Annotated in this window: 24 protein-coding genes, 1 tRNA gene and 1 pseudogene; 19 read left to right on the top strand and 7 right to left on the bottom strand. The window is 67.7% G+C overall.

Going from position 1 to position 23,456, the window contains the following annotated elements; genetic code table 11:
* Positions 1–106: 106 nt before the first annotated feature.
* The 7 genes and pseudogenes from aroH to E0H75_RS44855 form a co-directional block, all read left to right on the top strand.
* Positions 107–475, top strand: coding sequence for a chorismate mutase (aroH, locus tag E0H75_RS24525; RefSeq protein WP_131515965.1), 369 nt, complete (start codon positions 107–109; stop codon positions 473–475).
* A gap of 3 nt (positions 476–478) precedes the next feature.
* On the top strand, positions 479–1,543 hold the full coding sequence (locus E0H75_RS24520; protein WP_131515964.1) for a prephenate dehydrogenase: 1,065 nt from the start codon (positions 479–481) through the stop codon (positions 1,541–1,543).
* A gap of 39 nt (positions 1,544–1,582) precedes the next feature.
* Positions 1,583–2,263 carry a (d)CMP kinase gene (cmk, locus tag E0H75_RS24515; RefSeq protein ID WP_131515963.1) on the top strand — a complete coding sequence of 227 codons (681 nt, stop codon included), beginning with the start codon at positions 1,583–1,585 and terminating at the stop codon, positions 2,261–2,263.
* Positions 2,260–2,988 (top strand): lysophospholipid acyltransferase family protein, encoded by a 729-nt coding sequence (locus E0H75_RS24510; RefSeq protein WP_131515962.1) that lies wholly within the window; start codon positions 2,260–2,262, stop codon positions 2,986–2,988. The genes cmk and E0H75_RS24510 overlap by 4 nt, the downstream gene beginning before the upstream one ends.
* Entirely contained in the window at positions 2,981–4,360 is a 1,380-nt protein-coding gene (der, locus tag E0H75_RS24505) for a ribosome biogenesis GTPase Der (protein WP_131515961.1), read from the top strand. The genes E0H75_RS24510 and der overlap by 8 nt, the downstream gene beginning before the upstream one ends.
* Positions 4,361–4,430: 70 nt before the next feature.
* A tRNA-Pro gene (locus tag E0H75_RS24500) sits at positions 4,431–4,505 on the top strand.
* A gap of 49 nt (positions 4,506–4,554) precedes the next feature.
* Positions 4,555–5,247 (top strand): annotated as a pseudogene (locus tag E0H75_RS44855) (group I intron-associated PD-(D/E)XK endonuclease); the annotation flags it as partial.
* A gap of 123 nt (positions 5,248–5,370) precedes the next feature.
* On the opposite strand, the gene E0H75_RS24495 reads toward E0H75_RS44855, so the two are convergent.
* Together E0H75_RS24495 and E0H75_RS24490 are read right to left on the bottom strand one after the other, a co-directional pair.
* The gene (locus E0H75_RS24495; RefSeq protein WP_131515960.1) at positions 5,371–7,542 is read right to left on the bottom strand and encodes an MMPL family transporter; all 2,172 of its coding nucleotides are present in this window, start codon (positions 7,540–7,542) and stop codon (positions 5,371–5,373) included.
* A gap of 81 nt (positions 7,543–7,623) precedes the next feature.
* Positions 7,624–8,169 carry a TetR/AcrR family transcriptional regulator gene (locus tag E0H75_RS24490; protein WP_131515959.1) on the bottom strand — a complete coding sequence of 182 codons (546 nt, stop codon included), beginning with the start codon at positions 8,167–8,169 and terminating at the stop codon, positions 7,624–7,626.
* A gap of 118 nt (positions 8,170–8,287) precedes the next feature.
* On the opposite strand from E0H75_RS24490, the gene E0H75_RS24485 reads away from it, so the two are divergent.
* The gene (locus E0H75_RS24485) at positions 8,288–9,220 is read left to right on the top strand and encodes a S1C family serine protease (RefSeq protein ID WP_131515958.1); all 933 of its coding nucleotides are present in this window, start codon (positions 8,288–8,290) and stop codon (positions 9,218–9,220) included.
* 233 nt (positions 9,221–9,453) lie between these two features.
* Here E0H75_RS24485 and E0H75_RS24480 read toward each other — a convergent pair whose 3' ends face one another.
* The gene (locus tag E0H75_RS24480) at positions 9,454–9,999 is read right to left on the bottom strand and encodes a GNAT family N-acetyltransferase (protein WP_131515957.1); all 546 of its coding nucleotides are present in this window, start codon (positions 9,997–9,999) and stop codon (positions 9,454–9,456) included.
* A 22-nt stretch (positions 10,000–10,021) separates the two neighbouring features.
* Here E0H75_RS24480 and E0H75_RS24475 point away from each other — a divergent pair, with 22 nt between their 5' ends.
* Both E0H75_RS24475 and E0H75_RS24470 read left to right on the top strand, forming a co-directional pair.
* Positions 10,022–10,378, top strand: a complete 357-nt coding sequence (locus E0H75_RS24475; protein ID WP_131515956.1) for a hypothetical protein — start codon at positions 10,022–10,024, stop codon at positions 10,376–10,378.
* 90 nt (positions 10,379–10,468) lie between these two features.
* Positions 10,469–11,497: an NAD(P)/FAD-dependent oxidoreductase gene (locus tag E0H75_RS24470; RefSeq protein ID WP_165554000.1), complete on the top strand. Its 1,029-nt coding sequence runs from the start codon at positions 10,469–10,471 to the stop codon at positions 11,495–11,497.
* 113 nt (positions 11,498–11,610) lie between these two features.
* On the opposite strand, the gene E0H75_RS24465 is transcribed toward E0H75_RS24470, so the two are convergent.
* Positions 11,611–11,928 carry a hypothetical protein gene (locus E0H75_RS24465; RefSeq protein ID WP_131515954.1) on the bottom strand — a complete coding sequence of 106 codons (318 nt, stop codon included), beginning with the start codon at positions 11,926–11,928 and terminating at the stop codon, positions 11,611–11,613.
* Positions 11,918–12,577, bottom strand: a complete 660-nt coding sequence (locus tag E0H75_RS24460) for an MBL fold metallo-hydrolase (RefSeq protein ID WP_131515953.1) — start codon at positions 12,575–12,577, stop codon at positions 11,918–11,920. The genes E0H75_RS24465 and E0H75_RS24460 overlap by 11 nt, the downstream gene beginning before the upstream one ends.
* Positions 12,578–12,827: 250 nt before the next feature.
* Here E0H75_RS24460 and uvrA point away from each other — a divergent pair, with 250 nt between their 5' ends.
* On the top strand, positions 12,828–15,845 hold the full coding sequence (uvrA, locus tag E0H75_RS24455; RefSeq protein ID WP_131515952.1) for an excinuclease ABC subunit UvrA: 3,018 nt from the start codon (positions 12,828–12,830) through the stop codon (positions 15,843–15,845).
* Between the two features lie 105 nt (positions 15,846–15,950).
* Here uvrA and E0H75_RS24450 read toward each other — a convergent pair whose 3' ends face one another.
* Entirely contained in the window at positions 15,951–16,733 is a 783-nt protein-coding gene (locus E0H75_RS24450) for a MerR family DNA-binding transcriptional regulator (protein ID WP_165553998.1), read from the bottom strand.
* A gap of 157 nt (positions 16,734–16,890) precedes the next feature.
* Between E0H75_RS24450 and E0H75_RS24445 the strand changes: the two genes are divergently transcribed.
* Genes E0H75_RS24445 through E0H75_RS24435 form a run of 3 tightly spaced genes read left to right on the top strand, consistent with a single transcriptional unit; the run spans position 16,891 to position 19,405 of the window.
* Entirely contained in the window at positions 16,891–17,853 is a 963-nt protein-coding gene (locus tag E0H75_RS24445; RefSeq protein ID WP_131515950.1) for an ABC transporter ATP-binding protein, read from the top strand.
* The gene (locus E0H75_RS24440; RefSeq protein WP_131515949.1) at positions 17,853–18,623 is read left to right on the top strand and encodes an ABC-2 family transporter protein; all 771 of its coding nucleotides are present in this window, start codon (positions 17,853–17,855) and stop codon (positions 18,621–18,623) included. The genes E0H75_RS24445 and E0H75_RS24440 overlap by 1 nt, the downstream gene beginning before the upstream one ends.
* Positions 18,620–19,405, top strand: a complete 786-nt coding sequence (locus tag E0H75_RS24435; RefSeq protein WP_131515948.1) for an ABC transporter permease — start codon at positions 18,620–18,622, stop codon at positions 19,403–19,405. The genes E0H75_RS24440 and E0H75_RS24435 overlap by 4 nt, the downstream gene beginning before the upstream one ends.
* A 166-nt stretch (positions 19,406–19,571) precedes the next feature.
* Here the strand turns inward: E0H75_RS24435 and E0H75_RS24430 are convergent, their stop codons facing one another.
* Positions 19,572–20,276 (bottom strand): VOC family protein, encoded by a 705-nt coding sequence (locus E0H75_RS24430; RefSeq protein ID WP_131515947.1) that lies wholly within the window; start codon positions 20,274–20,276, stop codon positions 19,572–19,574.
* Between the two features lie 470 nt (positions 20,277–20,746).
* On the opposite strand from E0H75_RS24430, the gene E0H75_RS24425 reads away from it, so the two are divergent.
* The 5 genes from E0H75_RS24425 to E0H75_RS24405 all read left to right on the top strand — a co-directional run bounded on the left by E0H75_RS24425 (position 20,747) and on the right by E0H75_RS24405 (position 23,407).
* Positions 20,747–21,661: a phosphotransferase family protein gene (locus tag E0H75_RS24425; protein ID WP_131515946.1), complete on the top strand. Its 915-nt coding sequence runs from the start codon at positions 20,747–20,749 to the stop codon at positions 21,659–21,661.
* Between the two features lie 340 nt (positions 21,662–22,001).
* A complete protein-coding gene (locus E0H75_RS24420; protein ID WP_238163241.1) occupies positions 22,002–22,340 on the top strand; it encodes a hypothetical protein in 339 nt (112 codons plus the stop codon).
* 14 nt (positions 22,341–22,354) lie between these two features.
* Positions 22,355–22,657 (top strand): hypothetical protein, encoded by a 303-nt coding sequence (locus tag E0H75_RS24415; protein ID WP_131356880.1) that lies wholly within the window; start codon positions 22,355–22,357, stop codon positions 22,655–22,657.
* Between the two features lie 103 nt (positions 22,658–22,760).
* Positions 22,761–23,129 carry a DUF6507 family protein gene (locus E0H75_RS24410; protein WP_131515945.1) on the top strand — a complete coding sequence of 123 codons (369 nt, stop codon included), beginning with the start codon at positions 22,761–22,763 and terminating at the stop codon, positions 23,127–23,129.
* Positions 23,126–23,407: a hypothetical protein gene (locus tag E0H75_RS24405; protein WP_131515944.1), complete on the top strand. Its 282-nt coding sequence runs from the start codon at positions 23,126–23,128 to the stop codon at positions 23,405–23,407. The genes E0H75_RS24410 and E0H75_RS24405 overlap by 4 nt, the downstream gene beginning before the upstream one ends.
* The last annotated feature ends 49 nt before the right edge of the window (positions 23,408–23,456 follow it).

Here is a 23,456-nt window from a genome sequence, read left to right as displayed (position 1 = left end):
CTCCGGGGCCTGCCGCGGTGGCAGAATCCGAGACGGCTGTCCACTCTGTGGCGGCACTGGCCTAGTGTTGAGACAGACAAGAACACCTGAGCGAGGAGGCGGACACGTGGCGGTACGGGCGATCCGGGGTGCCACCCAGCTCGACGTGGACGAGCGCGAGCATCTGCTCGAGCGGTCCGCCGAGCTGGTGCGGGCGGTCCTGGAGGCGAACGATCTGGAGAACGAGGATCTGATCAGCATCCTGTTCACCGTCACGCCGGACCTGCACTCGGAGTTCCCGGCGGTGGCGGGCCGGCAGATCGGGCTGACCGACGTACCGCTGATGTGCATGCAGGAGATTGCGGTGCCGCACGCGCTGCCGCGGGTGGTCCGGATGATGGTGCACACCGAGACCCAGCGGTCCCGGGAGAAGATCCAGCATGTCTACCTGCACGGCGCCGTCGCGCTCCGGCCGGACCTGACGGGCGCCCAGTGACCCATGAGTGAGCTGCGGGGTCCGGTCCGAATCGTCGGGACCGGCCTGATCGGTACGTCGATCGGCCTGGCGCTGGCCCGGCTCGGTGTGGTCGTGGAGTTGGTCGACGCCAACCCGGACAGCGCTTTGATGGCTGAGCGCATCGGCGCCGGCTCCCGGCTGGTCCAGATCGAGCCGCAACTCGTGGTCGTCGCCGTACCGCCGGATCACGTCGGTGCGGTGATCGCCGAGCAGCTCGAGCAGACCGACGCGATCGTCACAGACGCGGCCAGCGTGAAGTCCAAGCCGTTGGCCGATGCACGCAAGCTCACGACAGACCTCAGTCGGTACGTCGGCAGCCACCCGATGGCAGGGTCGGAGCGGAACGGCCCGCTGGCCGGTCGCGCGGACCTGTTCGATGGCGCGACCTGGGCGATCACTCCGCACGAGACCAGCGCTGCGGACGCGGTCGAGTTGGTTCGACGGCTGGCCGAGGCGTCGGGCGCGCGGACTGTCGAGCTGTCGGTCGAGGACCACGACCTTGCTGTCGCCCGGGTGTCGCACTTGCCGCACCTGATGTCGGCGCTCGCCGCCGGCACGCTGGCCGACGCCCCGAGCTCACATCTGCAGTTGTCCGGTCAGGGTGTCCGGGACGTCACCCGGATCGCGGCCGGCGACCCGAAGCTGTGGACCCAGATCGTGTCCGCGAACTCGACGGCTCTGACCGGTCTGCTCGAGCAGATCCGCGGCGAGCTCGACCGAGTCCTCGTTGCCCTGGGCAAGGAAGAGGCCGGCGAGGAGCTGACCTCGATCCTCGGACAGGGCGTGTCCGGCGCGGTCCGCGTGCCGGGCAAGCACGGTACGCCGCACATCGATCTCGTCACCGTTCTGGTCACGATCCCGGACCGGCCCGGCCAGCTGGCCCGGCTGTTCGCCGACGCCGCCGAGTCGGGTGCGAACGTCGAGGACCTGCGGATCGACCACAGCCCGGGACGCCCGGTCGGTGAGGTCGAGTTGGCGGTCAAACCGGGCTCGGTCGACCAGTTGGTCGACGTACTGACCGAGCGGGGCTGGGTCGTGCACCGGTAGGTGCCCGGGTTGTCCCCGGCCACAGGTAATCTCTGGGCCATGATCATCGCTGTGGACGGCCCGAGCGGCTCCGGCAAGTCGAGCACCGCCCGCGGCGTCGCCAGCCGGCTGGGGTTGCGCTTTCTGGACACCGGAGCGACGTACCGCGCGGTGACGTGGTCGGCGATGGAGCACGGTCTCGATCTCGACAACACCGCTGCGGTTGCGGAGCGGGCGCGGGAGCTGCGGCTGGAGATCAGCACCGACCCCACGCGACAGTTCGTCATCGCCGACGGCACCGACGTGACGGCCGCGATCCGGGAGCCGCGGATCAGCGAGACGGTCTCCAAGATCGCCACCAACCTCGACGTCCGCAAGGAGCTGATCCGGCGGCAGCGCGCCGTCATCGACGCCGCCCAGCCGAGCGGCGGGATCGTGGTCGAGGGCCGGGACATAGCCACCGTGGTCGCGACCGACGCCGAGCTGAAGGTGCTGCTCACCGCGGACCAGGACGCCCGGATGGCGCGCCGCGGCGCCGAGCTGGCCGCCGGTTCGGTGACAGCCGAGCAGCTCCGCGACCAGATCGTCCGCCGCGACGCCGACGACGCGACCGTGTCGGAGTTCCAGGTCGCCTCCGACGGTGCTGTCACCATCGACTCGACGCATCTGTCCCTGGAGGAGGTCATCGACGTGATCAGCCGGCTTGCGAAGGAGGCCGAGGCCGCGCGCCGGGAGTCATGACAGCAGAAGTCACCGGGCACCTGGAGCTGCCCAGCACTGCCGACCTGCGTCCGTTGCCGTACCGGCTCGCGCTGCCGATGCGCATGGTCGCCAAGCCGTACTTCCAGTACAAGTACAAGCTGACCGTCCACCACGAGGCCCGGTTCCCACTGACCGGGCCGGTGCTGATGACCCCGAATCACCTCAGCCTGCTGGACGGACCGCTGCTCGGGGCGATCGCGCCCCGGATGCTGCACCAACTCGGCAAGATCGAGGCCTTCGGCGGCCTGCAGGGCTGGTTGCTGCGCCGGATCGGTCAGATCCCCGTCGACAGGTCGTCGTACGACCCGCTCGCGGTGCGGAAGTCGATCCAGGTACTGCGGGACGGCCGGGTGCTGAACATCTACCCGGAGGGGACCCGTGGCGCGGGCGACTTCGGCACGATCCGGGGCGGAGTGGCATATCTGGCCATGGTCACGGGTGCGCCGATCCTGCCGGTGGCGCTGCTCGGGACCCGGCTGCCGCACGCCGATGTGGAGGGCTTCCCACCCACCGGGAGCCCGATCGACGTCGTCTATGGCGAGGTCTTCACGGTTGACCGCGTACCATTTCCCCGGAGGCACTCCGACGTACGAGCGGTTGCCGACCAGATCGGCGACGTGCTGCGAGCCCATATGAAGGCGGCCGTCGAAGCCACCGGCCACCCTCTCCCGGGCGGGCCAGACAAGAAGGACCCTGATGAGTGACCTGCCCACCGGCTACGACTTTGCCGAGCCTACGCACGACCGTGAGGACACCGGTCCGCTGCCGGTGCTCGCGATCGTCGGCCGGCCGAACGTGGGCAAGTCCACGCTGGTGAACCGCATCATCGGCCGCCGCGAGGCCGTCGTCGAGGACACCCCGGGTGTCACCCGCGACCGCGTGTCGTACGACGCCAACTGGGCCGGCCGGGGCTTCACCGTCGTCGACACCGGCGGCTGGGACCCGGACGCGGTCGGGATGGCCGCGCTGGTCGCCGCCCAGGCCGAAGTCGCCATCAACGCCGCCGACGCGGTCCTGTTCGTGGTGGACGCGACAGTCGGCATCACCGACGCCGACGAGGCAGTCGTCCGCGTACTGCGCAAGTCCGGCAAGCCGGTCGTCCTGGCCGCGAACAAGGTCGACGACCAGCGGATCGAGTCCGAGGCGATGAACCTGTGGAGCCTCGGGATCGGCGAGCCGTTCCCGGTCTCGGGCATGCACGGCCGCGGCACCGGCGACATGCTCGACGCGGTTCTCGAGGCTCTGCCCGAGGCGCCGCCGGAGCGCGACGGCGAGGCCGGCGGACCGCGCCGGATCGCGATCGTCGGCAAGCCGAACGTGGGCAAGTCCTCCCTGCTGAACAAGGTGGCCAAGGAGGACCGCGTCGTCGTCAGCGACGTCGCCGGGACGACGGTCGACCCGGTGGACGAGCTGATCACGCTGGCGGGCAAGGAGTGGCGGTTCATCGACACCGCCGGCATCCGGCGCAAGGTGAAGAACGCGCAGGGCCACGAGTACTACGCCTCACTGCGGACCAACGCCGCGATCGAGCGGGCCGAGGTCGTCGTGGTCGTCGTGGACGCCTCGGAGACGATGTCGGAGCAGGACATCCGGATCATGAACGCGGTCGAGGAGGCCGGCAAGGCGCTCGTGATCGCGTACAACAAGTGGGACCTGGTCGACGAGGACCGGCGCTACTACCTGGAGCGCGAGATCGACCGCGACCTGGTGCAGTTCCGCTGGGCGCCTCGGGTGAACATCAGCGCGCTGACCGGCCGGCACATGGAGAAGCTTGTCCCAGCCATCGAGGCTGCGCTCGAGGGCTGGCAGACCCGCGTCCCGACCGGCCAGCTGAACGCCTTCCTCGGCCGTCTGGTGGCGGCGCACCCGCACCCGGTCCGCTCCGGCAAGCAGCCGAAGATCCTGTTCGGCACCCAGGCCACCACCATGCCGCCGACGTTCGCGATCTTCACCTCGGGCCAGATCGAGCCGTCGTACCAGCGCTTCATCGAGCGCCGCCTCCGCGAGGACTTCGGCTTCGTCGGCAGCCCCGTCCACGTCCAGATCCGAGCCCGCCAGAAGAACAAGAAACGCTGACCGGGCGCCGGTCAGAGCACCCCCTCGGATGAGGTAAGGTGTACTCCGCTCGCCTGTGTGAGGCGAGCATCGGGCTGTAGCGTAGTTTGGTTAACGCGCCGGTCTGGGGGACCGGAGAGCGGGAGTTCAAATCTCCCCAGCCCGACTCCGAAGAGGGGCACCGATCTGTCGGTGCCCCTCTTTACGTTTGATCCATGGCCGCGACGAGGGACAAGCGAACCTGGAACGATGCTGAACTGCGACAGGCGGTAGCGAACAGTCAGTCCTGGCGTGCGGTTGCCCGCACGCTCGGGCTGAAGGACAAGTCGGCAGGCGTCATTCGGACGATCAAGCGGCACGCCGCCCGCCTCGATCTGGATACGACCCACTTCACCGGGCAGCGTCGTTGGTCCGATCAGTTGCTGCGTGAAGCCGTTCCTGGATCAAGCTGTTGGGCGGACGTGCTGGCCGGTCTCGGTGTCATCGACAACGGGGAGAACCGGGTGCGGGTCAAGGGACACGCCATCCGGCTCGGACTGGATTGCACACATCTCAGACAGTTGGATCGTTCGGCGCCAGCGGAAGACGTCTTCAGAGAGCCGCTCCGGCTGGAGACGCTGCGAACGGCGGCGGCTGCGCTGGCGATGGCGTGGTTCACCCTGCACGGATGTGCGGTTGCCCTGCCGATCGAGCCACAGGAGTACGACTTGCTGGTGACGACGTCCAAAGGAGTTCAACGTGTACAGGTGAAGTCCTGTGCGTCCCGCAACGGAAGGGGCTACTGGCACGTCGGCATCGGACGACGCCCCTACGTCCTCGACAAGTCCGCCGGCAAGATGCCCTACGACCCCGAGTCGATCGACTTGTTCTTCATTGTTCTCGGCGACGGCAGCATCTACGTCATCCCCAGCTCTATCCTGGCGGGCCGGGTTTCCATCTCAGCGGAGAGCTATGCGCCGTACCGGGTGGGGGATGCATCGAGCCTGCTTCAGGATGGGGCACCGGCGGGTACCGATGCCCCACGCGTCCGTTCAGCGGATGTAGACGACTTCCTTGGGCTCGGGGTTTCCTTCCACGCGCAGGCTTTCGCCTTCGATGTCTACTTTGGGGGTGATGCGGTCGAGCCAGTTCGGGAACCACCAGGCGCGGTCGCCGAGGAGTGACAGCACTGCCGGGACGAACGTCATCCGGACCACGAAGGCGTCGATCAGTACGCCGATGGTCAGGCCGAAGCCGATCGCCTTGATGATCGGGTCGTGCACCAGGATGAAGCCGGCGAACACCGACGCCATGATGAGTGCTGCCGCGGTCACCACTCGCGCGCCGTGCCCGATGCCTTGGATCGTCGCGTCGGTCGCGTGCCGCCCGTGCACGAACTCCTCCCGCACCCGGGACACGATGAAGACCTCGTAGTCCATCGCCAGCCCGAACAGCACGCCCATCATGATGATCGGCAGGAAGCTGACCAGCGGCCCGGGGGAGTCGACCCCGACCAGGCTTGCTGCCCAGCCCTGCTGGAACACGGCGATCGTGATCCCGAACGTCGCCCCGATCGTCAGCACGAATCCGAGCGTCGCCTTCAGCGGCACGAGCAGTGACCGGAACGCCAGCAGCAACAGCAGGAACGAGAGCCCGATAACCACGAACAGGTACGTCGGCAACGCGTCGGACAGCTTGTTCGACACATCGACCCCGACCGCCGTGTTACCGGTCACCGAGATGCTCGCGTCGCCGGTGGCCAGCGGGTTGACCGCCGACCGCAGATCCTTCACCAGGTCCGCGGTCGCTTCGGTGGCCGGTCCGCTCTGCGGAATGATCTGCAGCAGCCGGGTCGACCCGTCCCGGCTCGCCGGACCGGGCTGTGCCGCGACCACGTCGTGCATGCCCTGCGTCTTCGCGAGCACCTGCTGCACGAGTGCGCCGGACTTCGCCGGGTCGTTGCTCTTCACAACGACGACGAGCGGACCATTGGCACCTGCTCCGAACGCCTCAGCGGTCAGGTCGTACGCGACCCGCTGGTTCGTCCCGGCCGCAGCCGATGCTCCATCAGGCAGCGCGAGCCGCATGTCCTTGGCCGGAATCGCCAGCAGCCCCAGTCCGATGATGCCGATGGCAACGATCGGCACATGGAACCGGGTAACCAACCGCCCCCAACGGAAGCCGAAGCCTTCCTTCGGCGCGCTGGCCGGCGCCTTGCGGATCTTGCGGGGGAGGATCCGGTTCCCGACGAACCCGAGCATCGCGGGCAGCAGCGTGAGCGCGACCAGTACGGCGGTCAGCACCGTCGCGGCCGCCGCGAAGCCCATCGCCGTCAGGAACGGAACGCCGACAACGGACAGACCGGCCAGCGCGATGACGACCGTCGCACCCGCGAACAGCACCGCCGATCCAGCGGTCGCCGTCGCGCGGGCAACAGACTCCTCGGGATCCATCCCCTCCGCGAGCTGGCTGCGGTGCCGCGAGCTGATGAACAACGCGTAGTCGATGCCGACCGCGAGCCCGAGCATCAGCGCAAGAATCGGTGCCGTCGACGACACATCGGTGAACGCGGTCACGATGAACAGACCGGCCATCCCGGCCAGCACCCCGAGCAGCGCCGTCAGCAGCGTCATCCCGGCCGCGACCAGCGAACCGAACGTGACGACCAGGACGATTCCGGCGACGACCACGCCGATCACCTCGGTCGCCCCGATCTCGGGTACGCCGCCGACGACCTGGCCGCCCGGGACGACCTTGAGGTCCCCGGAGCTGAGTCCGCTCAGGCCGTCGTACGCCTCGGTGCTCTGTTTGGAGAGCTCATCGGCGGGCTTGCTGAACTGGACACTGATCAGGCCGGTGCTGCCGTCCGGGCTGATCGCCTTGCTGGTGAAGGGGTCGACCGCGCCGACGACCTCGGGCACCTTCGCGACCTTGGCGACGGCCGCGCCGACGGCGGCCTTCACGGTCGGGTCGGCGAGCGTCTTGCCGTCAGGTGCCTTCACCACGACCGTGGCCGACGCGCCGCTCGCCGCAGGCAATTCCTGCTTGAGAGCGTCGAGCGCGCGCTGCGACTCGGTGCCGGGGATCGAGAACGTGTTCGCGGTCTTGCCGCCGAGAGTGAGCGCGGCTACCCCCAGCGCGACGAGGAAGACCGCCCAGACAGCGGCGACGAGCCGCCGGCGCTGGTAGGAGAACCGGCCGAGCCGGTACAGCAGATTGGCCATCGGGTAGGGGTCCGTTCGGATCGTACGGGCGGGCAGTGGAGCGCGGCGTCGGGGCGGAGGCCGGGGCGATATACGTCTTGGTCAGGCGGATCTGAGGATTCTGCGGAGGGCGATGTCACAGAGGTTGCGGAGTTCGTCGTCGGTGCGTTCACCGGGGTGGCGGCACTCGCCGAGCAGGCCGTTGATGGCGAACTTGGCCAGATCCCGTTCGAGTGGATCGTCGCTGCCGGCCAGCAGGTCGGTCAGTCTGATGCCGTCAGCAACCAGTTGGGCGATCTCGGGCATCTCGTCGATCACCGGCAGGATGTCCTGCAGTACGTCGATCACGCCGCGGTACCGGACCGCGAGATCGGTGAACTGCTGGATCGCGAACTCCTGGGCCTCGGCCTGCGACAGCCCGGCGGCGGAGTCCATCAGCCCAGCAAGGTCCGCGGCGGCCGGCTCGAGCACGGCGGCCAGGACGGCGGGCTTGCCGTTGAAGTGGTACAGCACCGTCGCCTTGGAACAACCGGCGGCGGAGGCGATGTCCTGCAGGGAGGTGGCGTTGTAGCCCCTGTCCTGGAACAGGCGCATCGCCTGCCGGACGATCTCGTGCCGGGTGCGTTCCCGGACCGGGGTGGCTGCCATGGAAGTCATCCTTCCTGACCGATCGGCCAGTTTTCAACCGATCGGTCAGATCTGTGCCGCGGCTCACCTCTGGTGCGCTGGGTTGATTGCGGTGTAATGCTGTAATCAGGAGGCGGAGATGGCGGAGGACGACGTACTGGACGCCTACTCCCGGGTGGTCTCGGGAGTGGCGGAACACTTGATCCCGCGGGTCGCGAGCCTGCGGATCCGGAGCCGGCGGGGCGACTCGTCCGGATCGGCAGTGGTGCTGACCGAGGACGGGCACCTGCTCACGAACGCCCACGTGGTCGGCGAGGGCGAGCACGCGACCGCCGACTTCGCCGACGGGACCTCGGCCGAAGCTCAGGTGATTGGCGTCGACCGGTTGTCGGACCTCGCCGTACTGCGCGCCGACCGGGACATCCCGGATCCGCCGGAGTACGGCGACGCGGACGGCCTGAAGGTCGGGAACCTGGTGGTTGCTGTCGGCAACCCGTTGGGCCTGGCCGGCAGCGTGACCGCCGGCGTGGTGAGCGCACTCGGCCGGTCGCTGCCGGTACGCAGCGGGTCCGCGCAGCGCATCATCGAGGACGTCATCCAGACCGACGCCGCCCTGAACCCCGGCAACTCCGGCGGAGCCCTTGCCGACGGCAACGGACGGGTGATCGGGATCAACACAGCCGTGGCCGGGATCGGTCTCGGGCTCGCGGTCCCCATCAACCCGACCACTCGCCGGATCATCTACTCGCTGCTGCATGACGGACGGGTACGCCGTGCGTACCTCGGCCTGGTGACGACGCCTGCACCCCTGCGGCCCCAGCTCGCCGAACGCTTCGACCAACGGAGTGCGCTCCGGGTGGTCGAGGTCATCACGGGTAGCCCCGCCGCCCAAGCCGGCCTCCGCCAAGGCGACCTCGTCCTGGCCGTAGACGGCGCACCCCTGCGCGACGCCCAATCCCTGCAACGCCAACTCTTCGCCGACGCCATCGGCCGCCGAACCGAAATCACAGCCATCCGCAACAACGCCCTGGTAGACGTAGTAGCCCACCCCACCGAACTAACAGACAGATAATTCCCCCACGCCTCCGCCACGCGCGCTCCTTCGTCGCGTGCTCGCGGCCGCTCCCACCCGCCCCTTCCTTGCTCGCGCCGTGCTCCTGCGTCGCCCGGCATGCCGACTGCCGGATGTGGACTCGGCTCAGAGGATCACCCGAGGGCCCGGGGTCGGGGTCGGGCGAGACGTCCCCGGACTGAGACCGCTCAGTCGTGGACTCGGGTCGGAACTCCAAGCACCCCGGGCGTCGCTCAGTGGTGGTTCTTGAGTGGGGCCTGGAGTAGGACGCCGGTGCCGGGCTTTAGGGGGTTGCCGGGGAAGGTGAAGTTTCGGGTTAGTTCTGTGAAGCCGAGGTGTTTGTGGAGGTCCAGGGTGGGGCCGTTTGCGAGGTTGGCGAAGTAGAGGATGGTGTCTGCTCGCTCTGCGGTCCAGCGCATGCGGTCGACTGTCAGGAGCTCGCCGATTCCGTGGCGGCGCCAGTCCGGTGAGACGATCAGGCCGACCAGGTAGTACCCGGTCGGTGCCATCGTCGGTGGGTCGGCGGACGTCATCTCATGCCAGATCACGCCGCCGTACCCGACCACCTCGCGACCAACGCACGCGACCGCGGAGTACCGACCTGGATCATGCAGGTCGCCGAGCAAGCGTCGGCGGCGGCCGTCGACCGACCCGCCCGTGCGAGAGACGATCAGTCGCGCGCAGGCGTCCAGGTCGTTCTCCTCTGCCGGTCGGGTCACCACCTCCGCACCTGGCGCCCGGCGGTCGGTCTCTGGCTCGTAGTTCGCGAACCCGCTCATTGCGTCAGCCTAGAATCTGCCGATGGACGAGCGACTGGTGCTTGCCGCGGAGCTGTCTGAGCGAGCGATCTTCAACGGAGAGTTCGAGAAGCTGACCGCGGCCGATCGTGAGTTGGATGCTGTGCAGGCAGATCTCGCACTCGCTCGCGGGAAGGTGCTGCATGCGCGGTTCCTGGACAACCGTGTCGAGGCCACGCAGGAGCTCGCGCTGTTCGAGCAGGCCGCCGAGCTGTACAGCGCGCTGGGCGACCAGCGCGGCGAGGCAAATGCGCAATTCTGGATCGGTTGCTTCCATCAGGTCGTGCGCGACGACGTCCCGGCCTCGATCCAGCCGCTGAAGGTCAATGAGCACATCGAGGCGGCTCGTTCGCGCATCTAGCGTCCCGCAGGTGTCGGTTGGCGCGTCGACATAAAGGCCGCGCGGACGGATGCTGCGGACGCTAGGGTCGCGAAGGTGTTGAGCTCACCGGTGAGTAGGGACTTGATCGTCGTCGGCGCCGGCATTATCGGTGCATCGGTGGCCTATCACGCCGCTCGGGCGGGCGCTGCCGTCACGTTGGTCGACGGCGGGCAGCCGGGCGCTGGTGTGACGGCGGACTCGTTCGCCTGGGTCACGCTCGCCGGGCCGAGCGGAACGTCGGGCGTGCAGGAAGGTCCGGCCGCCGGGCTGCGGGCCACCGCGACGGCGGAGTACCACCGACTCGGGGCCGAGTTGCCGGGACTCCCGGTGACCTGGTCCGGCTCGCTGACCTGGACCACGCAGGGCAGTGCGCCGGACGCCGGACCCGGGCAGGCGATCGTCGACGCGGCCACCGTGGCGACGCTCGAGCCCACTGTTCGGCAGCCTCCGGAATGGGCCCTGTGGGCGCCGAGCGACGGCGCTATCGACTCGGTGGGCGTGACCGAGCGGCTGGTCGCGGGTGCTCGCGCCCATGGAGCTCGAGTACATCTGGACACGCCGGTTACCGCGGTACGCCGGGATGCAGCGGGCCAGATTGCCGGGGTTGAGACGGCGGCAGGACCGCTCTCCGGTACGACGGTGGTGCTGGCGGCCGGAGTGGCCACCGGCGCGCTGGCCGCGCCGCTCGGTGTGCGCGTCCCGGTCGACCCTTCGCCGGCGACGTTGTTCCGGCTCAGCGCACCGGCCGGTCTGGTCCGCGGTGTGGTCAACACTGAGGACTTCGATCTTCGGCAGGTCGCCGCGGACCGGCTGATTGCCGCCGCGGACTCGCCCGAACGGACCCTCGCCGCCGTCCGGTCTACCTTCCATGGCGCCGAGAGCGTCGAGCTGCTCAGTACCCGGGTCGGCATGCGCCCGATGCCGGCCGACGGCGACCCGATCGTCGGCCCGGTCGCCGAGGTTCCCGGCCTCTACTTGGCAGTGATGCACTCGGCGGTCACGTTCGCCGCGGCCGTGGGCCGTCTGGTCGCACGGGAGCTGGTCAACGGAACCGTCGAGTCGGCCCTGTCAGGTTGCCGCCCGAATCGCTTCCACTAGGCGCTTTACAGGCTGACGCCGGCGATAACGGCTGCTAGTCGGTTGCACTCGCGGGCGGGCTACCTGCGGGAGTCCTCTTCCTGCCGAGCCGAGTTCGTGAGCTGACTTACGACTCAACGCAGGCGGTAGAACCACTGTCCGTCGTACTCACGATCCACAGTCTCGTTCGACTCGACAGCGGTTCCCCTCACGATCTCGGCGAGACCGCACCTGTCGGCTGCGGCCCGCACTCGATCGTCAAGCGCACGGTCCGCCGCGAGTGTGTCCCGCTCGGCGTCCGTCGCGGTGCCGAGCCAGACCCAGACGTCGAACGGCGCGCTGAAAGCCAGGACATACTCCACGTGGTCGACACCCTGCTTCCGGAATTCGCGCTGCAGCTCCTCCTTCAATCGCTCGAGGGCGGGCCAGTTCGGCTGGGGACTACCAGCCACGCGCCCGCCACTCGGGGAGCGAAGGCCTCTCCGCGCCGAGGGTCGAGTCGTTACCGTGACCCGGGTAGAACCACGTCTCGTCGGGGAGCGTCCCGAAGAGCTTGGTCTCGACGTCGTCGAGGAGGGACGTGAAGCGCTTCGCGTCGCCCTGCGTGTTGCCGACGCCGCCGGGGAACAGGCAGTCTCCGGTGAACAGGTGCGGCGGGCCGTCCGGGTCGTCGTACACGAGGGCGATCGAGCCCGGCGTGTGGCCGACCAGGTGGATGACGCGCAGGCTGCAGTTGCCGACAGAGATGTGGTCGCCCTCGTCGACGAGCTGGTCGGTGGGGACCTTGATGCCTTCGGCGTCGTACCGGCCGGCGACCGTGGTGGCGCTGGTACGGGCGACGACCTCGGCGAGGGCCTCCCAGTGGTCCTGGTGGCGGTGGGTGGTGACGATGCGGGCCAGGCCGCCGTCGCCGATCAGCTTGAGCAGCGTGCCGGCCTCGTTGGCGGCGTCGATCAGGACCTGTTCATCGGTCTGCCGGCAACGCAGCAGGTAGGCGTTGTTGTCCATCGGCCCGACCGCGACCTTGGTGATCATCAACTGAGCCAGCTCGTGCGTCTGCGCTGGTCCGCCGACCTTGACGTTTCCGTGGTACTCCGGCATGCGCCCTCTCCCTGGATGTCGGTGATACCGCCGATCCTCGCACCCCGGAGCCGGTCCGGTCATGTCCGCCCCCGGGTTGCGCGAACCACCCGTCGCGATCGAATATACTTTCGAAACGGCCGGGGGACAGCACCGGTATCCCGGCCGGTCCGGTGTCTCTGCCACAGCGCCGGAAGTTTTTGTCGGTGGGCCTCGTTAGCATGACGGGGCATGTCCCCGGTAACCCTCGAGAACGGCTGAGAGTGAGCTTGTGTCTGACCGTCTGATCGTGCGCGGAGCACGCGAGCACAACCTGAAGGACGTCTCGGTCGACCTGCCTCGGGACGCCATGATCGTCTTCACCGGACTCTCGGGCTCCGGCAAGTCCAGCCTCGCCTTCGACACGATCTTCGCCGAGGGCCAGCGGCGATACGTCGAGTCACTGTCGGCGTACGCACGGCAGTTCCTCGGCCAGATGGACAAGCCCGACGTCGACTTCATCGAGGGCCTGTCCCCGGCCGTCTCGATCGACCAGAAGTCGACCTCGCGCAACCCGCGCTCCACCGTCGGCACGATCACCGAGGTGTACGACTATCTCCGGCTGCTGTTCGCCCGCGCCGGCCGGCCGCACTGTCCCGAGTGTGGCGAGCTGATCGCGCGGCAGACGCCGCAGCAGATCGTCGACCGCGTGCTGGAGCTGGAGGAGGGCACCCGGTTCCAGGTGCTCGCGCCGGTCGTCCGCGGCCGCAAGGGGGAGTACCTCGATCTGTTCCGCCAGCTGAGCGGTCAGGGACTGTCGCGGGCCCGGGTGGACGGCGAGACGATCCAGCTCACCGACCCGCCGAAGCTCGACAAGCAGAAGAAGCACGACATCGACGTGGTCGTCGACCGGCTCGCCGTGAAGAGCTCGGCGAAGCAGCGTCTGACCGACTCGGTCGAGACCGCGCTCGGCCTGGCCAGCGGTCTGCTCGTGCTGGACTTCGTCGACCTGCCGGAGGACGACCCGCATCGCGAGCGCCGCTTCTCCGAGAAGCTGGCCTGCCCGAACGATCACCCCCTGGCGATCGACGAGCTCGAGCCACGGTCGTTCTCGTTCAACTCGCCGTACGGCGCCTGCCCGGTGTGCACCGGTCTGGGCACCCGGATGGAGGTCGACCCGGAGCTGTTGGTCCCGGATCCGTCGAAGTCACTCGACGAGGGTGCGATCCAGCCGTGGTCCGGGGCGAACGTCTCGCAGTACTTCGAGCGACTGCTCGCGGCGCTGGCCAAGGACCTGAAGATCAAGACCACCACGCCGTTCGGTGAGCTGCCGGCGAAGGCGAAGAAGTCGCTGCTGACCGGGCACGACAAGCAGGTGCACGTCTCCTACAAGAACCGGTACGGCCGCGAGCGGTCGTACTACACGACCTTCGAGGGCGTGATCCCGTACGTCGAGCGCCGGCACGCCGAGGCGTCCAGCGACACCGGGCGGGAGCGTTTCGAGGAGTACATGCGCGAGGTGCCGTGCCTGGCCTGCAACGGCGCACGGCTCAAGCCGATCTCGCTCGCCGTGACGATGGGTGGCAAGAACATCGCCGAGGTCAGCGCGATGTCGATCGACGAGGTGCACGCGTTCCTCGTGGACATGGAGCTGAGCCCGCGGGAGAAGCAGATCGCGGAGCGGGTGGTCAAGGAGATCGGCGAGCGGCTGCGGTTCCTGCTCGACGTCGGTCTGGACTACCTGGCGCTGAACCGTCCGGCCGGCTCGCTGTCCGGCGGCGAGGCGCAGCGGATCCGGCTCGCGACGCAGATCGGCTCCGGCCTGGTCGGCGTGCTGTACGTGCTGGACGAGCCGTCGATCGGTCTGCACCAGCGCGACAACCGGCGGCTGATCGACACCCTGGTCCGGCTGAAGGACCTGGGCAACACGTTGATCGTCGTCGAGCACGACGAGGACACGATCGACCACGCCGACTGGGTGGTCGACATCGGCCCCGGCGCCGGTGAGCACGGCGGCCAGGTCGTCGTCTCCGGCACGGTCGACGACCTGCGCAACCACCCGGACTCGATCACCGGTGCGTACATCTCCGGCCGCCGGGAGATCCCGATGCCGGCGGTCCGCCGACCGCTGACCGAGGGCCGCGAGCTGACCGTGTACGGCGCGCGGCAGAACAACCTCCAGGACATCGACGTGACGATCCCGCTCGGGGTCTTCGTTGCGGTCACCGGGGTGTCCGGCTCGGGTAAGTCGACGCTGGTCAACGACATCCTCTACACGTCGCTGGCGCGACACATCTACGGCGCCCGCGCGGTGCCCGGCCGGCACACGAAGATCTCCGGCATGGAGCTGGTCGACAAGGTCATCCACGTCGACCAGTCGCCGATCGGGCGGACCCCGCGGTCAAACCCGGCGACGTACACCGGTGTCTGGGACCACATCCGCAAGCTGTTCGCGGACACCCCCGAGGCGAAGGTCCGCGGGTACCAGCAGGGTCGCTTCTCGTTCAACGTCAAGGGAGGCCGGTGCGAGGCGTGCTCGGGTGACGGCACGTTGAAGATCGAGATGAACTTCCTCCCGGACGTGTACGTGCCGTGCGAGGTGTGCCACGGCGCGCGGTACAACCGCGAGACGCTCGAGGTGCACTACAAGGGCAAGACGGTCGCCGACGTACTGGACATGCCGATCGAGGAGGCGTCGGAGTTCTTCGCCGCGATCCCGGCGATCTCGCGGCACCTGAAGACCCTGGTCGAGGTCGGCCTCGGGTATGTCCGGCTCGGGCAGCCGGCACCGACGCTGTCCGGTGGTGAGGCGCAGCGGGTCAAGCTGGCGTCCGAGCTGCAGCGGCGTTCGACCGGCCGGACCGTGTACGTGCTGGACGAGCCGACGACGGGTCTGCACTTCGAGGACATCCGCAAGCTGCTCGGCGTCCTCGGTGGCCTGGTGGACAAGGGCAACTCGGTGCTGGTCATCGAGCACAACCTCGACGTGATCAAGACCGCCGACTGGATCATCGACCTCGGCCCCGATGGCGGGCGTCGCGGCGGGACATTGGTCGCGGAAGGCACGCCGGAGGAGGTCTCGGAGAACCCGGCGTCGTACACGGGGGAGTTCCTGCGGGAGATCCTGGCCGGCCGTGCGGCCAAGCCGAGTGCGAAGCAACAGGCTGCCGCGGTGAAGAAGGCGCCCGCCAAAAAGGCAGTCGCCGCGAAGAAGACGGTAGCCAAGAAGACCGCGGCCGCGAAGTCCAGTGCGGCGAAGAAGACGACGGCAGTGAAGAAGACCGCGGCGAGAAAGCGCGTCGCGAGCTAGTCGCTGCGGCCGGCTTCGGCCCCGCTGGCCCTCAGCCCACACCGGGCTGGGGGCTTCGGCGTACCCGGAAACTTCACTGAACGTGTCAACTCGCCGGGCACTATTTCAGCGTCTTGGTCGGATGCGGGTGCTGCCGCCGCCCGCTCTCTGATCGCTGACGAGCCCGGGGTTGTCGCGCCAGTCCAGGTACGTCATCAGGGCGGCGTCGGCTCGCAGCCGGGCCCAACTGCTTTGATGCAGCTGGGACCTGCGACGGTGGAGTTCGGCGCCGACTCGTTCGGGGCGTCCGTCCGGCGAGGAGTGCATCTCGTCCAGTGCGGCGCGGATGATCGTCGTGGGGAAGTTGCCTTCGCGCAGGAGACGCACGAGGTGTGCGTCCCTGGCGGCGTCGACGTCGAACACGCGGTAGCCGGTGACTTGTTCGCGTGCGGGACGGATCAGGCCGGCACGGTCCCAGAAGCGGAGTGTCGACGTGCGAACACCCAGGAGGTCCGCCAGTTGTCCGATCCGCAACGGCCTACTCTGCCGCCTCATCTGGTCGAGTGCGGCTGCCATTCGCGGGTCGGCGTCGAGGGGGTGAGTCACAACGACTTCGAATGCGTGCAGAGCCTGCTCAATACGATCGCGCTCGCGGTCGAGTTGGGCGTGAGCACGATCGATGCAGGCAACAGCTGTCTCCCGGTTGCCACGGTGAACGGCCGCCATGATCGTGACGGCATCGTCCCAGCCGTACGCCCCTACCAGCGACCGCGCGGACGCCAAGGCCCGGCGGTGTGACTCATCGAACTCCCGGTAGCCCGCGGCAGAGCGGGTAGCCGGGGGAAGCAGTCCGGCCTGCTCGTAGTTGCGCACCTGCTGGACCGAGATCCCGGCTTCCCTGGCAAGCACAATTCCTCGCAGCGTCTTTGAGGTGCCAGTTGAGGGTCTGCGCATCGGAATTCCTCTCGTTCGCACAGCAAACACTCAAACCGTACTTCAAAGATAGACTTTAAGTGTGACAATTCCGCCCAGATCAGAACCTGCTGTTGCCGTGGAGAGTCTGTCGATGACATATCGCGTTCCGGTGCGCGACGCCGGACTGATTGCGGCGGTCCGCGCGGTGGTGCAGCGGCGTTATCGCGACGTCCACGCCGTCCGAAACCTCACGTTCCAGATCGCGCCCGGTCAAGTCGTCGGGTTCCTCGGCCGCAATGGGGCCGGAAAGACGACGACGATGAAGATCCTGGCCGGCATCCTGCACCCGACCAGTGGTCGAGTTCGCGTCCTTGGACAGATCCCCTGGCGACGGCAGAACCAGTATCTCCGCGAGATCGCCCTCATCCGCGGTAGTCAGCCGATCGGGGACGCGCCGGAACTCACCGTGCTGGACTCGTTCCGCTACCAGCAGGTCCTCTACGACATCGCCGAACCCCACTTCAAGCGCAATCTGGCCGAGCTGAGCGCACTGCTCGACCTCGACAGAGTCCTCCAGCGACAGGTACGCGCGCTGAGCCTCGGTGAGCGGATGCGGGCCGGGCTGGCCCTTGCGCTGGTCTACCGCCCGAAGATCTTGTTCCTCGACGAACCCACCATCGGGCTGGACGTCTCCGCCGCGAAGACAGTCAGAACGTTCATCGGCGAGTATGCCGCCCAAACAGGAGCCACCGTGCTGCTCACCAGCCATTCCATGACCGACGTGGAATCGCTGTGTCCACGGCTGATTCTGGTCGACGACGGAGCAATCGCCTTCGACGGACGCCGCAACGAACTCAGCTCGGCCTTCGCCCCGACCAAGCTGGTCCGGGTCTCCGTGACTGATGACAACCCAGACCTCACCCCGTACGGGGACGTCCTGCGGCGCGACGAGAATCACTGGTTGTTGCGCGTGGACCGAGATGCGGTACCAGAAGCTACGTCCCGCATTCTGTCCCGCTTCGCAGTCGCTGATCTGTCCGTCGAGGAACCATCGCTGGAAGACGTGATCGACCAGGCCTATCACCGCCTACGCCAGGTGAAGGACGCCGGCTGATGCGCCGCATACTTCGACTCTTACGGCTCGAGATCTGGCGCCAAATCATCGGCTGGTCAGGTGCCTGGTGGTTCCTCATCACCTTGATCATCGGACAGGCAGTGGCACCGCTGCTCGGGCTGTTTGTCTGGCTGCACGTTCCGGGCGCCCAGGCCCGGCTAGGCAGCTACTACCTCGCGGTGATCTGTGTGGCATCGATGACGGCATCTTTCGAGAACCACACGTTCGCGCTGTCGATCTACAGCGGCACCGTCGCCGCCGCGCTTCTACGCCCTCAGCCGCCCGTCATCGGCCCACTCGGGGAGAACCTGGCGATTCGTTTCTGGATGTTCCTGCTCGGGATACCGATGGTCGCCCTGGTCGGACTGTCAGTCGATGCGACCTTCTCACCACTCCCGGTACTGGCAGCACTACCGGCACTCGCCCTCGCAGCGGCCTTGAGGTTCTTGTTCGTATGGACTCTGGCCATGGCCGCCTTCTGGACCGAGCGAGTCCACGCCGTGGTCGCCTTCGGCGGCGTACTGATTGGCCTGCTTGGTGGTTCCGCAGCACCGAACGCGCTTCTCCCCGATCCTCTCCGGGCCATCGCCCAGGCCCTGCCGTTCCGGTCGATGCTCGGCTTTCCCGCCGAGCTGGCGGCCGGCACGGTGACACCAGCCGGCACAGCAGCGGGGTACGCGATCTCGGTGGGGTGGACAGCGGCGCTGGGCTGTTGCGCGGTCGGCGCGTGGCGTCTCGGCATCCGGCGCTACACCACCGTGGGAGCATGATGAGAATCGCTCGGCTGCTCGGTACGGCATTCTCGTTGTCGCTGCGGCGTGCCGTGGCTCACCGGATCAACCTGTTCTTCGACGCGCTCCTGGCTGTCGTGGAGTTGACCGCATCGATCGCCACGATCGGCATCGTCTTCACCCGGACAGGCCTGCTGGCCGGCTGGACCGCAGGACAAATGATGACATTGATCGGAACCTACGCGCTCATCACCGGCCTCCGAGCAACGTTCCTCGACCCAAGCCTCGCTGACCTTGCCCAACAGATCCGAGACGGCCGACTCGACACCTACCTGCTCCAGCCGGCGACCACCGTGGTGCTCGCCACCAGTGGCAGGCACGCGCCCCTCGCCCTTGTGCAAAGCATCCTCGGGGTCGGGGTGATCATGTTCGACCTGCATGAGCTGGCCATCATCCCGTCACCTGCGGCTGTTGGCGCCTGGATCTTGCTGACGATGATCGGACTGCTGATCGGCTGGGCGACGTCGGTCGCACTCGCATCCCTGGCGTTCTGGGCCCCACGGCTCAGCCTTGGGGTGTTGCACGGCACCGCCTGGGAACTCGGTCGATACCCAGTCGACATCTACGGACGCTGGCTTCAGCGACTACTTACCTTCGCGTTCCCCATAGCTGCAATCACAACCTGGCCAGCTAAAACACTCACCCGAGGTACAGACCCCAGCAATCTGATCGCAGCCATCCTCCTCGGGGCCGCGTTCACAGCCGGAACCATGCTCCTGTGGCGGATAGGGATACGGCGCTACACAGGTGCTACCTCGTAGAGCCCACTCCCGACCTGACCGTATGAGCAACCGCCCTGCGTCGGCCGCCCGCGGTGTCGCAGGTTCAGGCCACCGTCATTGCAGTGCGGTACTCGGCCGGGCGCCGACGTGGCTGATCGGTGTCGGCAGGACACCGGCGCGCGTGCTGGAGTCGGTGACTTGAGACTCAGGCTGTGTGAAGGCCGAATTCGTTGCTGTTTGGGTCGGCCATTTCGATGCGGTCGGCCCGGTCGGCAAGACGGGTCGCACCGAGTGAGACCAGTCGTTCCGTCTCGCTGGTGGGGTCCGCGGTGACCAGGTCGAAGCGCTGCCGGTTCCTTGCGTTCTTGGGTTGGATCGGCGATCCGCTCCATGAGTCCCAGGAGATCTTGGTGCCGCCGAGCGGCGATTGGACCGCGGTCTGCTCGTTGTTGTCCAACACCAGCGGCCAGCCCAGCGCGTCGCGCCAGAACAGGCCGACGTCTCGTGTTCCGTCGCAGGTGACCTCGCCGAGGTAGCCGGTGCCGGCCAGGTAGTTGTTGCCCGGCTCGATCACACACAGCTCGTTGCCGCCGGGGTCGGCCAGTACGACGAACTTGTCGTCGGGTCCTTGGCCCACGTCGATGTGGCGGCCGCCCAGGCGCAGCGCTGTCTCGACGGTTCGCTGCTGGTGTTCAAGGCTGGTGCTGGTCAGGTGCAGATGCAGCTGTCGGGGGCCAACCTGCAAGGTGTCGGAGGTGAGGAAGCGGAGCCCGACCTGCGTCTTGTCACCTGGTACCAACGCGCCGCCGGGCTCGGTGAGGACCTCTCGGTCGAGCAGCCCGGCCCAGAAGGCCGCCACCGCGGTCGCGTCGGCCACGTCGAAGACCACTGCTTCCAGTCGTAGAGCCACTTCCACACCCTAGGACGGGCTCGTGGCCCCGGCGAATGGTTTGCGCAGAGAGCGAATAGGCGTCCCCGTCCGGAACGGGATCGCTCATCGCGACCACACATGACTCCCAGACCGCCACGCCCGCCGGCGCAGCAGAGTTGAGGTTCGGGTTGCGGGCCGGGTACCGGGGCTGCAGGCAACCACCTTGGCTGAAGGGCGCGCCGGACTGATGATGGCGTTGTGTCGTGGTCTGCGTTTGGACAACGGCACCGGCCCTCGGTCGCGGTCGCTCTTCGGTGAGGAAATGGCATGCGGTGGGGCGTGGAAGGGTGCCAGGATGCCGGCATGGTTGCGCGCGCGTTGGAGGATCGGGTGGTGCCGGAGTCGTACGAACGGTTCCGGCCTGCTATCGGTGGAACTCAGGTTGAGGCCTGGCTCCGCACTGCTCGGCGGGACGAGCCATCCAAGCGGTTCATTGGCCCTTCGAGCCGATGAACCAGGGCACCGATCCCGAAGAGCTGCCGACCGAGGTCCTGGCCGACGTGGCCAGCGTCGTCGGGGCAGAGGTCACTCTTCTCAGTCGCCTACCCGGAGGCTTCGATGTGGGTGCCATGCGCGTCCAGTTGGCCGGAAGGGCAAATGCAGTGCTCAAAGCATGGCCCCGGGCACGCCCCAACCAGCTGGACGAGTCGTTGCGAACCCAGAGAATCGTCGAGCGCATGCGTAGGCGCGGCTATCCCACCCCGGCCTGGCTCGGAGTGGGGGCCACAGCCACTCACGTATGGCACCTGATCGACTTCGTTGATGCGGCTCCAGCGCCAGAGCTGACCCCGTCCCTTGTTGAGCAGCTGATGGAGATCAACGAACTCCAGGCCGGCCAAGCCTCCGAGCCCTACGACCATTGGTCGTACGCCTGGCGGCTCGCCACCGGTCAGGAATTCGGTCAAGACTTGGCTCCGAGTTTGTCGAGGGCTGTCGCCGGGCTGTCGGAGTACTCCTCCGTGGTGTCGGCCTTGGTCGAGCGCCTGCGGCTCATGTGTGCCGACGTCTCACCACCACGAGCGGCACCTGACATGGTCCATGCCGATTTCAAGCCCGACAATGTCCTCGTCCGTGACGGAGCGGTGGTGGCGGTTGTGGATATCGGGAACGCAGGTAGCGGCACGCGGGCGACTGATCTCACCACCCTCCAGTGGCACACCTTCCAGGGTCCGCTGGACGGAGTCCGAAGGCGGCTGTCGACGAGGATCCTCGACCTGGTCGGCTGGGAGGGGGCGGCGGTGCTCGTAGCGACACAGATCCTCGTGAGGCTCGAGTTCCCCATCCGTCACGGGCGCCACGAGGTCGTTCCAGGGGTGGTCAAGCGCGGCCATCGCGCCCTTGACGAGCTGAACGCGCTTCACTAACTGGCGCCGATGGAGATGGGGGATCGCCCGATGCCGCTGCATGCTCCAGCTCGGGGAACAGCACCCTCCACCGCAGACCGGAGTCGAACTCGACCACACGGCCCAACTCAGCGATTGGCACGCCACACACCCTCTCCCAGCGGCCGCTGCAGTACCAACTGGTGCTCAGAAGAGTTCAGTCGACTCGCCAAGTTGAATAAGGCAACGAGTTCGGGCCGCTGCGCGATGACTCTGCTCGAGCTGAGCCGAAAGTGACCGGACTGCCGACGAGGTTCGCCGGGTGACCCGGTCCGACCACTAACCTGACGGTGCGGCGCAACGACACTGCGAAGGAGAGACTGTGAGCGGACGCTGGGACATGGGCCAGGACACCCTGGGCCAACTGGCCAAGAAGACCACGACCGGAACGCAGGACCTCGGCGGCTTGGTGAAGCAACTGGTCGCCGCGGCGCAACCGCTGGAAGGCAAGATGAACGGCTCAGGCAAGCAGGCGTTCATGGCCTTCAAGGCCAACGTCGACAGCATTGCGGGCGACCTGAACGCCGGCCTCGCGGCGATCAACCAGGGCCAGTCCGGGATGGACGCCGCCTTCCGCGGCGGTGACACGGAGATGGCCGACACCGCGAAGAAGAACCAGGGCGGAGCGGACTTCAACGCCGCCAAGTTCGGCAAGCGCTGAGAGAGGAACTGACGATGGCGAACCGCAACAGCTACGACACTGCCGCCTCCGGCGAGGTGCAGACGACCATCAAGAACCTCTCCGGCCAGATCGAGGGTCTGATCGCGGCGCACAAGAAGAACGTCGCCGCCGCGCTCGGGGACGCCTCGGCCACCGACGTGACCGAGAAGTACCGCGGCGTCGAGGCGCGCTTCGACAAGGCGGCCGCGTCGACACTGGCGATCATCAAGTCGCTGCAGGACACCATGTCGGCGAACGACGCCACCGCCGCCGCGACGCTGAAGAAGGCGTCCGCCGCGGTCGACGGTATCGGCTGACGCACCGCCGGATCCGCACGGTCCCGGACGCCGGCCAGCGAGTGGCTGCGTCCGGGCCGGTTTGTGAGCCCAAGTTGGCCCCCGACCCCTCGGAGGAGCAAGAGTGGACTGGGACATCGACGTCGCCGGTACCAGCAAGGTCCTCACGGACACACAGACGGCGGCCGAGCCGTTCAACAAGCTGTCCAAGGACTACGGCGACAAGCTGACCAACCTGATCACCCCGTTGAAGTACGACGCCTTCGCCGTCGTCGCGGTCGCGATCGGGGAGTACGCCCAGCACTGGCAGCCGACGATCGAGGCCGCCGCCAAGCAGGTCGGCTCCTCGCTGACCGGCGCGTCGAACGCGGTCAAGGCCTACATGAACGGCCAGCACGACATGGTCCTGAACGCGCAGCAGGCCGCGGGGCGGGGCGAGATCCCGAAGCCGCCCGGCTCGACCCGGCCGACCGGAGGGAACAGGGCGGAATGAGTGAGCAGCAGCCGGCCGAGGTGCCGGCCGAGGTGATCGAGGCAGGGCGGGTCCGGCTGGCCGAGTGGCTGACGGCGCAGGCGCCGTCGCCGGACCTGGGCGCGACGCCGGAGGATCTGGCCGACTGGCAGGCGCGGCCCGCCGAGGAGTTCCTGGTCTTCGTGCCGCCGGGCTACGCCAACCAGGTGTTCCTGGTGGCCGAGCACGGTGTCAGCTCGTTCGCCCCGAGCGAGCAGTCGCTCGACGAGGCGATGGCCGCGGCCCGGCCACAGGCCTGAGCGTACGTCGCCGTACCCCCGGCGGAACCAGCATTCTGTTGACCCAGCG

Origin of the sequence: Kribbella capetownensis (assembly GCF_004331485.1) — a bacterium.
Lineage (GTDB): Bacteria > Actinomycetota > Actinomycetes > Propionibacteriales > Kribbellaceae > Kribbella > Kribbella capetownensis.
This window is presented reverse-complemented; position numbering and strand designations above follow the sequence as displayed.

What these genes read in the sequence shown, in the direction of transcription:
- E0H75_RS24495 (WP_131515960.1), bottom strand. Translation starts at nt 7,542, where the DNA reads ATGGCCAATCTGCTGTACCGGCTCGGCCGGTTCTCCTACCAGCGCCGG.
- E0H75_RS24480 (WP_131515957.1), bottom strand. Translation starts at nt 9,999, where the DNA reads ATGAGCGGGTTCGCGAACTACGAGCCAGAGACCGACCGCCGGGCGCCA.
- E0H75_RS24415 (WP_131356880.1), top strand. Translation starts at nt 22,355, where the DNA reads ATGGCGAACCGCAACAGCTACGACACTGCCGCCTCCGGCGAGGTGCAG.
- E0H75_RS24510 (WP_131515962.1), top strand. Translation starts at nt 2,260, where the DNA reads ATGACAGCAGAAGTCACCGGGCACCTGGAGCTGCCCAGCACTGCCGAC.
- E0H75_RS24475 (WP_131515956.1), top strand. Translation starts at nt 10,022, where the DNA reads ATGGACGAGCGACTGGTGCTTGCCGCGGAGCTGTCTGAGCGAGCGATC.
- E0H75_RS24445 (WP_131515950.1), top strand. Translation starts at nt 16,891, where the DNA reads ATGACATATCGCGTTCCGGTGCGCGACGCCGGACTGATTGCGGCGGTC.
- cmk (WP_131515963.1), top strand. Translation starts at nt 1,583, where the DNA reads ATGATCATCGCTGTGGACGGCCCGAGCGGCTCCGGCAAGTCGAGCACC.
- E0H75_RS24520 (WP_131515964.1), top strand. Translation starts at nt 479, where the DNA reads ATGAGTGAGCTGCGGGGTCCGGTCCGAATCGTCGGGACCGGCCTGATC.
- E0H75_RS24425 (WP_131515946.1), top strand. Translation starts at nt 20,747, where the DNA reads ATGAACCAGGGCACCGATCCCGAAGAGCTGCCGACCGAGGTCCTGGCC.
- E0H75_RS24435 (WP_131515948.1), top strand. Translation starts at nt 18,620, where the DNA reads ATGATGAGAATCGCTCGGCTGCTCGGTACGGCATTCTCGTTGTCGCTG.
- E0H75_RS24490 (WP_131515959.1), bottom strand. Translation starts at nt 8,169, where the DNA reads ATGGCAGCCACCCCGGTCCGGGAACGCACCCGGCACGAGATCGTCCGG.
- E0H75_RS24440 (WP_131515949.1), top strand. Translation starts at nt 17,853, where the DNA reads ATGCGCCGCATACTTCGACTCTTACGGCTCGAGATCTGGCGCCAAATC.
- E0H75_RS24405 (WP_131515944.1), top strand. Translation starts at nt 23,126, where the DNA reads ATGAGTGAGCAGCAGCCGGCCGAGGTGCCGGCCGAGGTGATCGAGGCA.
- E0H75_RS24460 (WP_131515953.1), bottom strand. Translation starts at nt 12,577, where the DNA reads ATGCCGGAGTACCACGGAAACGTCAAGGTCGGCGGACCAGCGCAGACG.
- E0H75_RS24485 (WP_131515958.1), top strand. Translation starts at nt 8,288, where the DNA reads ATGGCGGAGGACGACGTACTGGACGCCTACTCCCGGGTGGTCTCGGGA.
- der (WP_131515961.1), top strand. Translation starts at nt 2,981, where the DNA reads ATGAGTGACCTGCCCACCGGCTACGACTTTGCCGAGCCTACGCACGAC.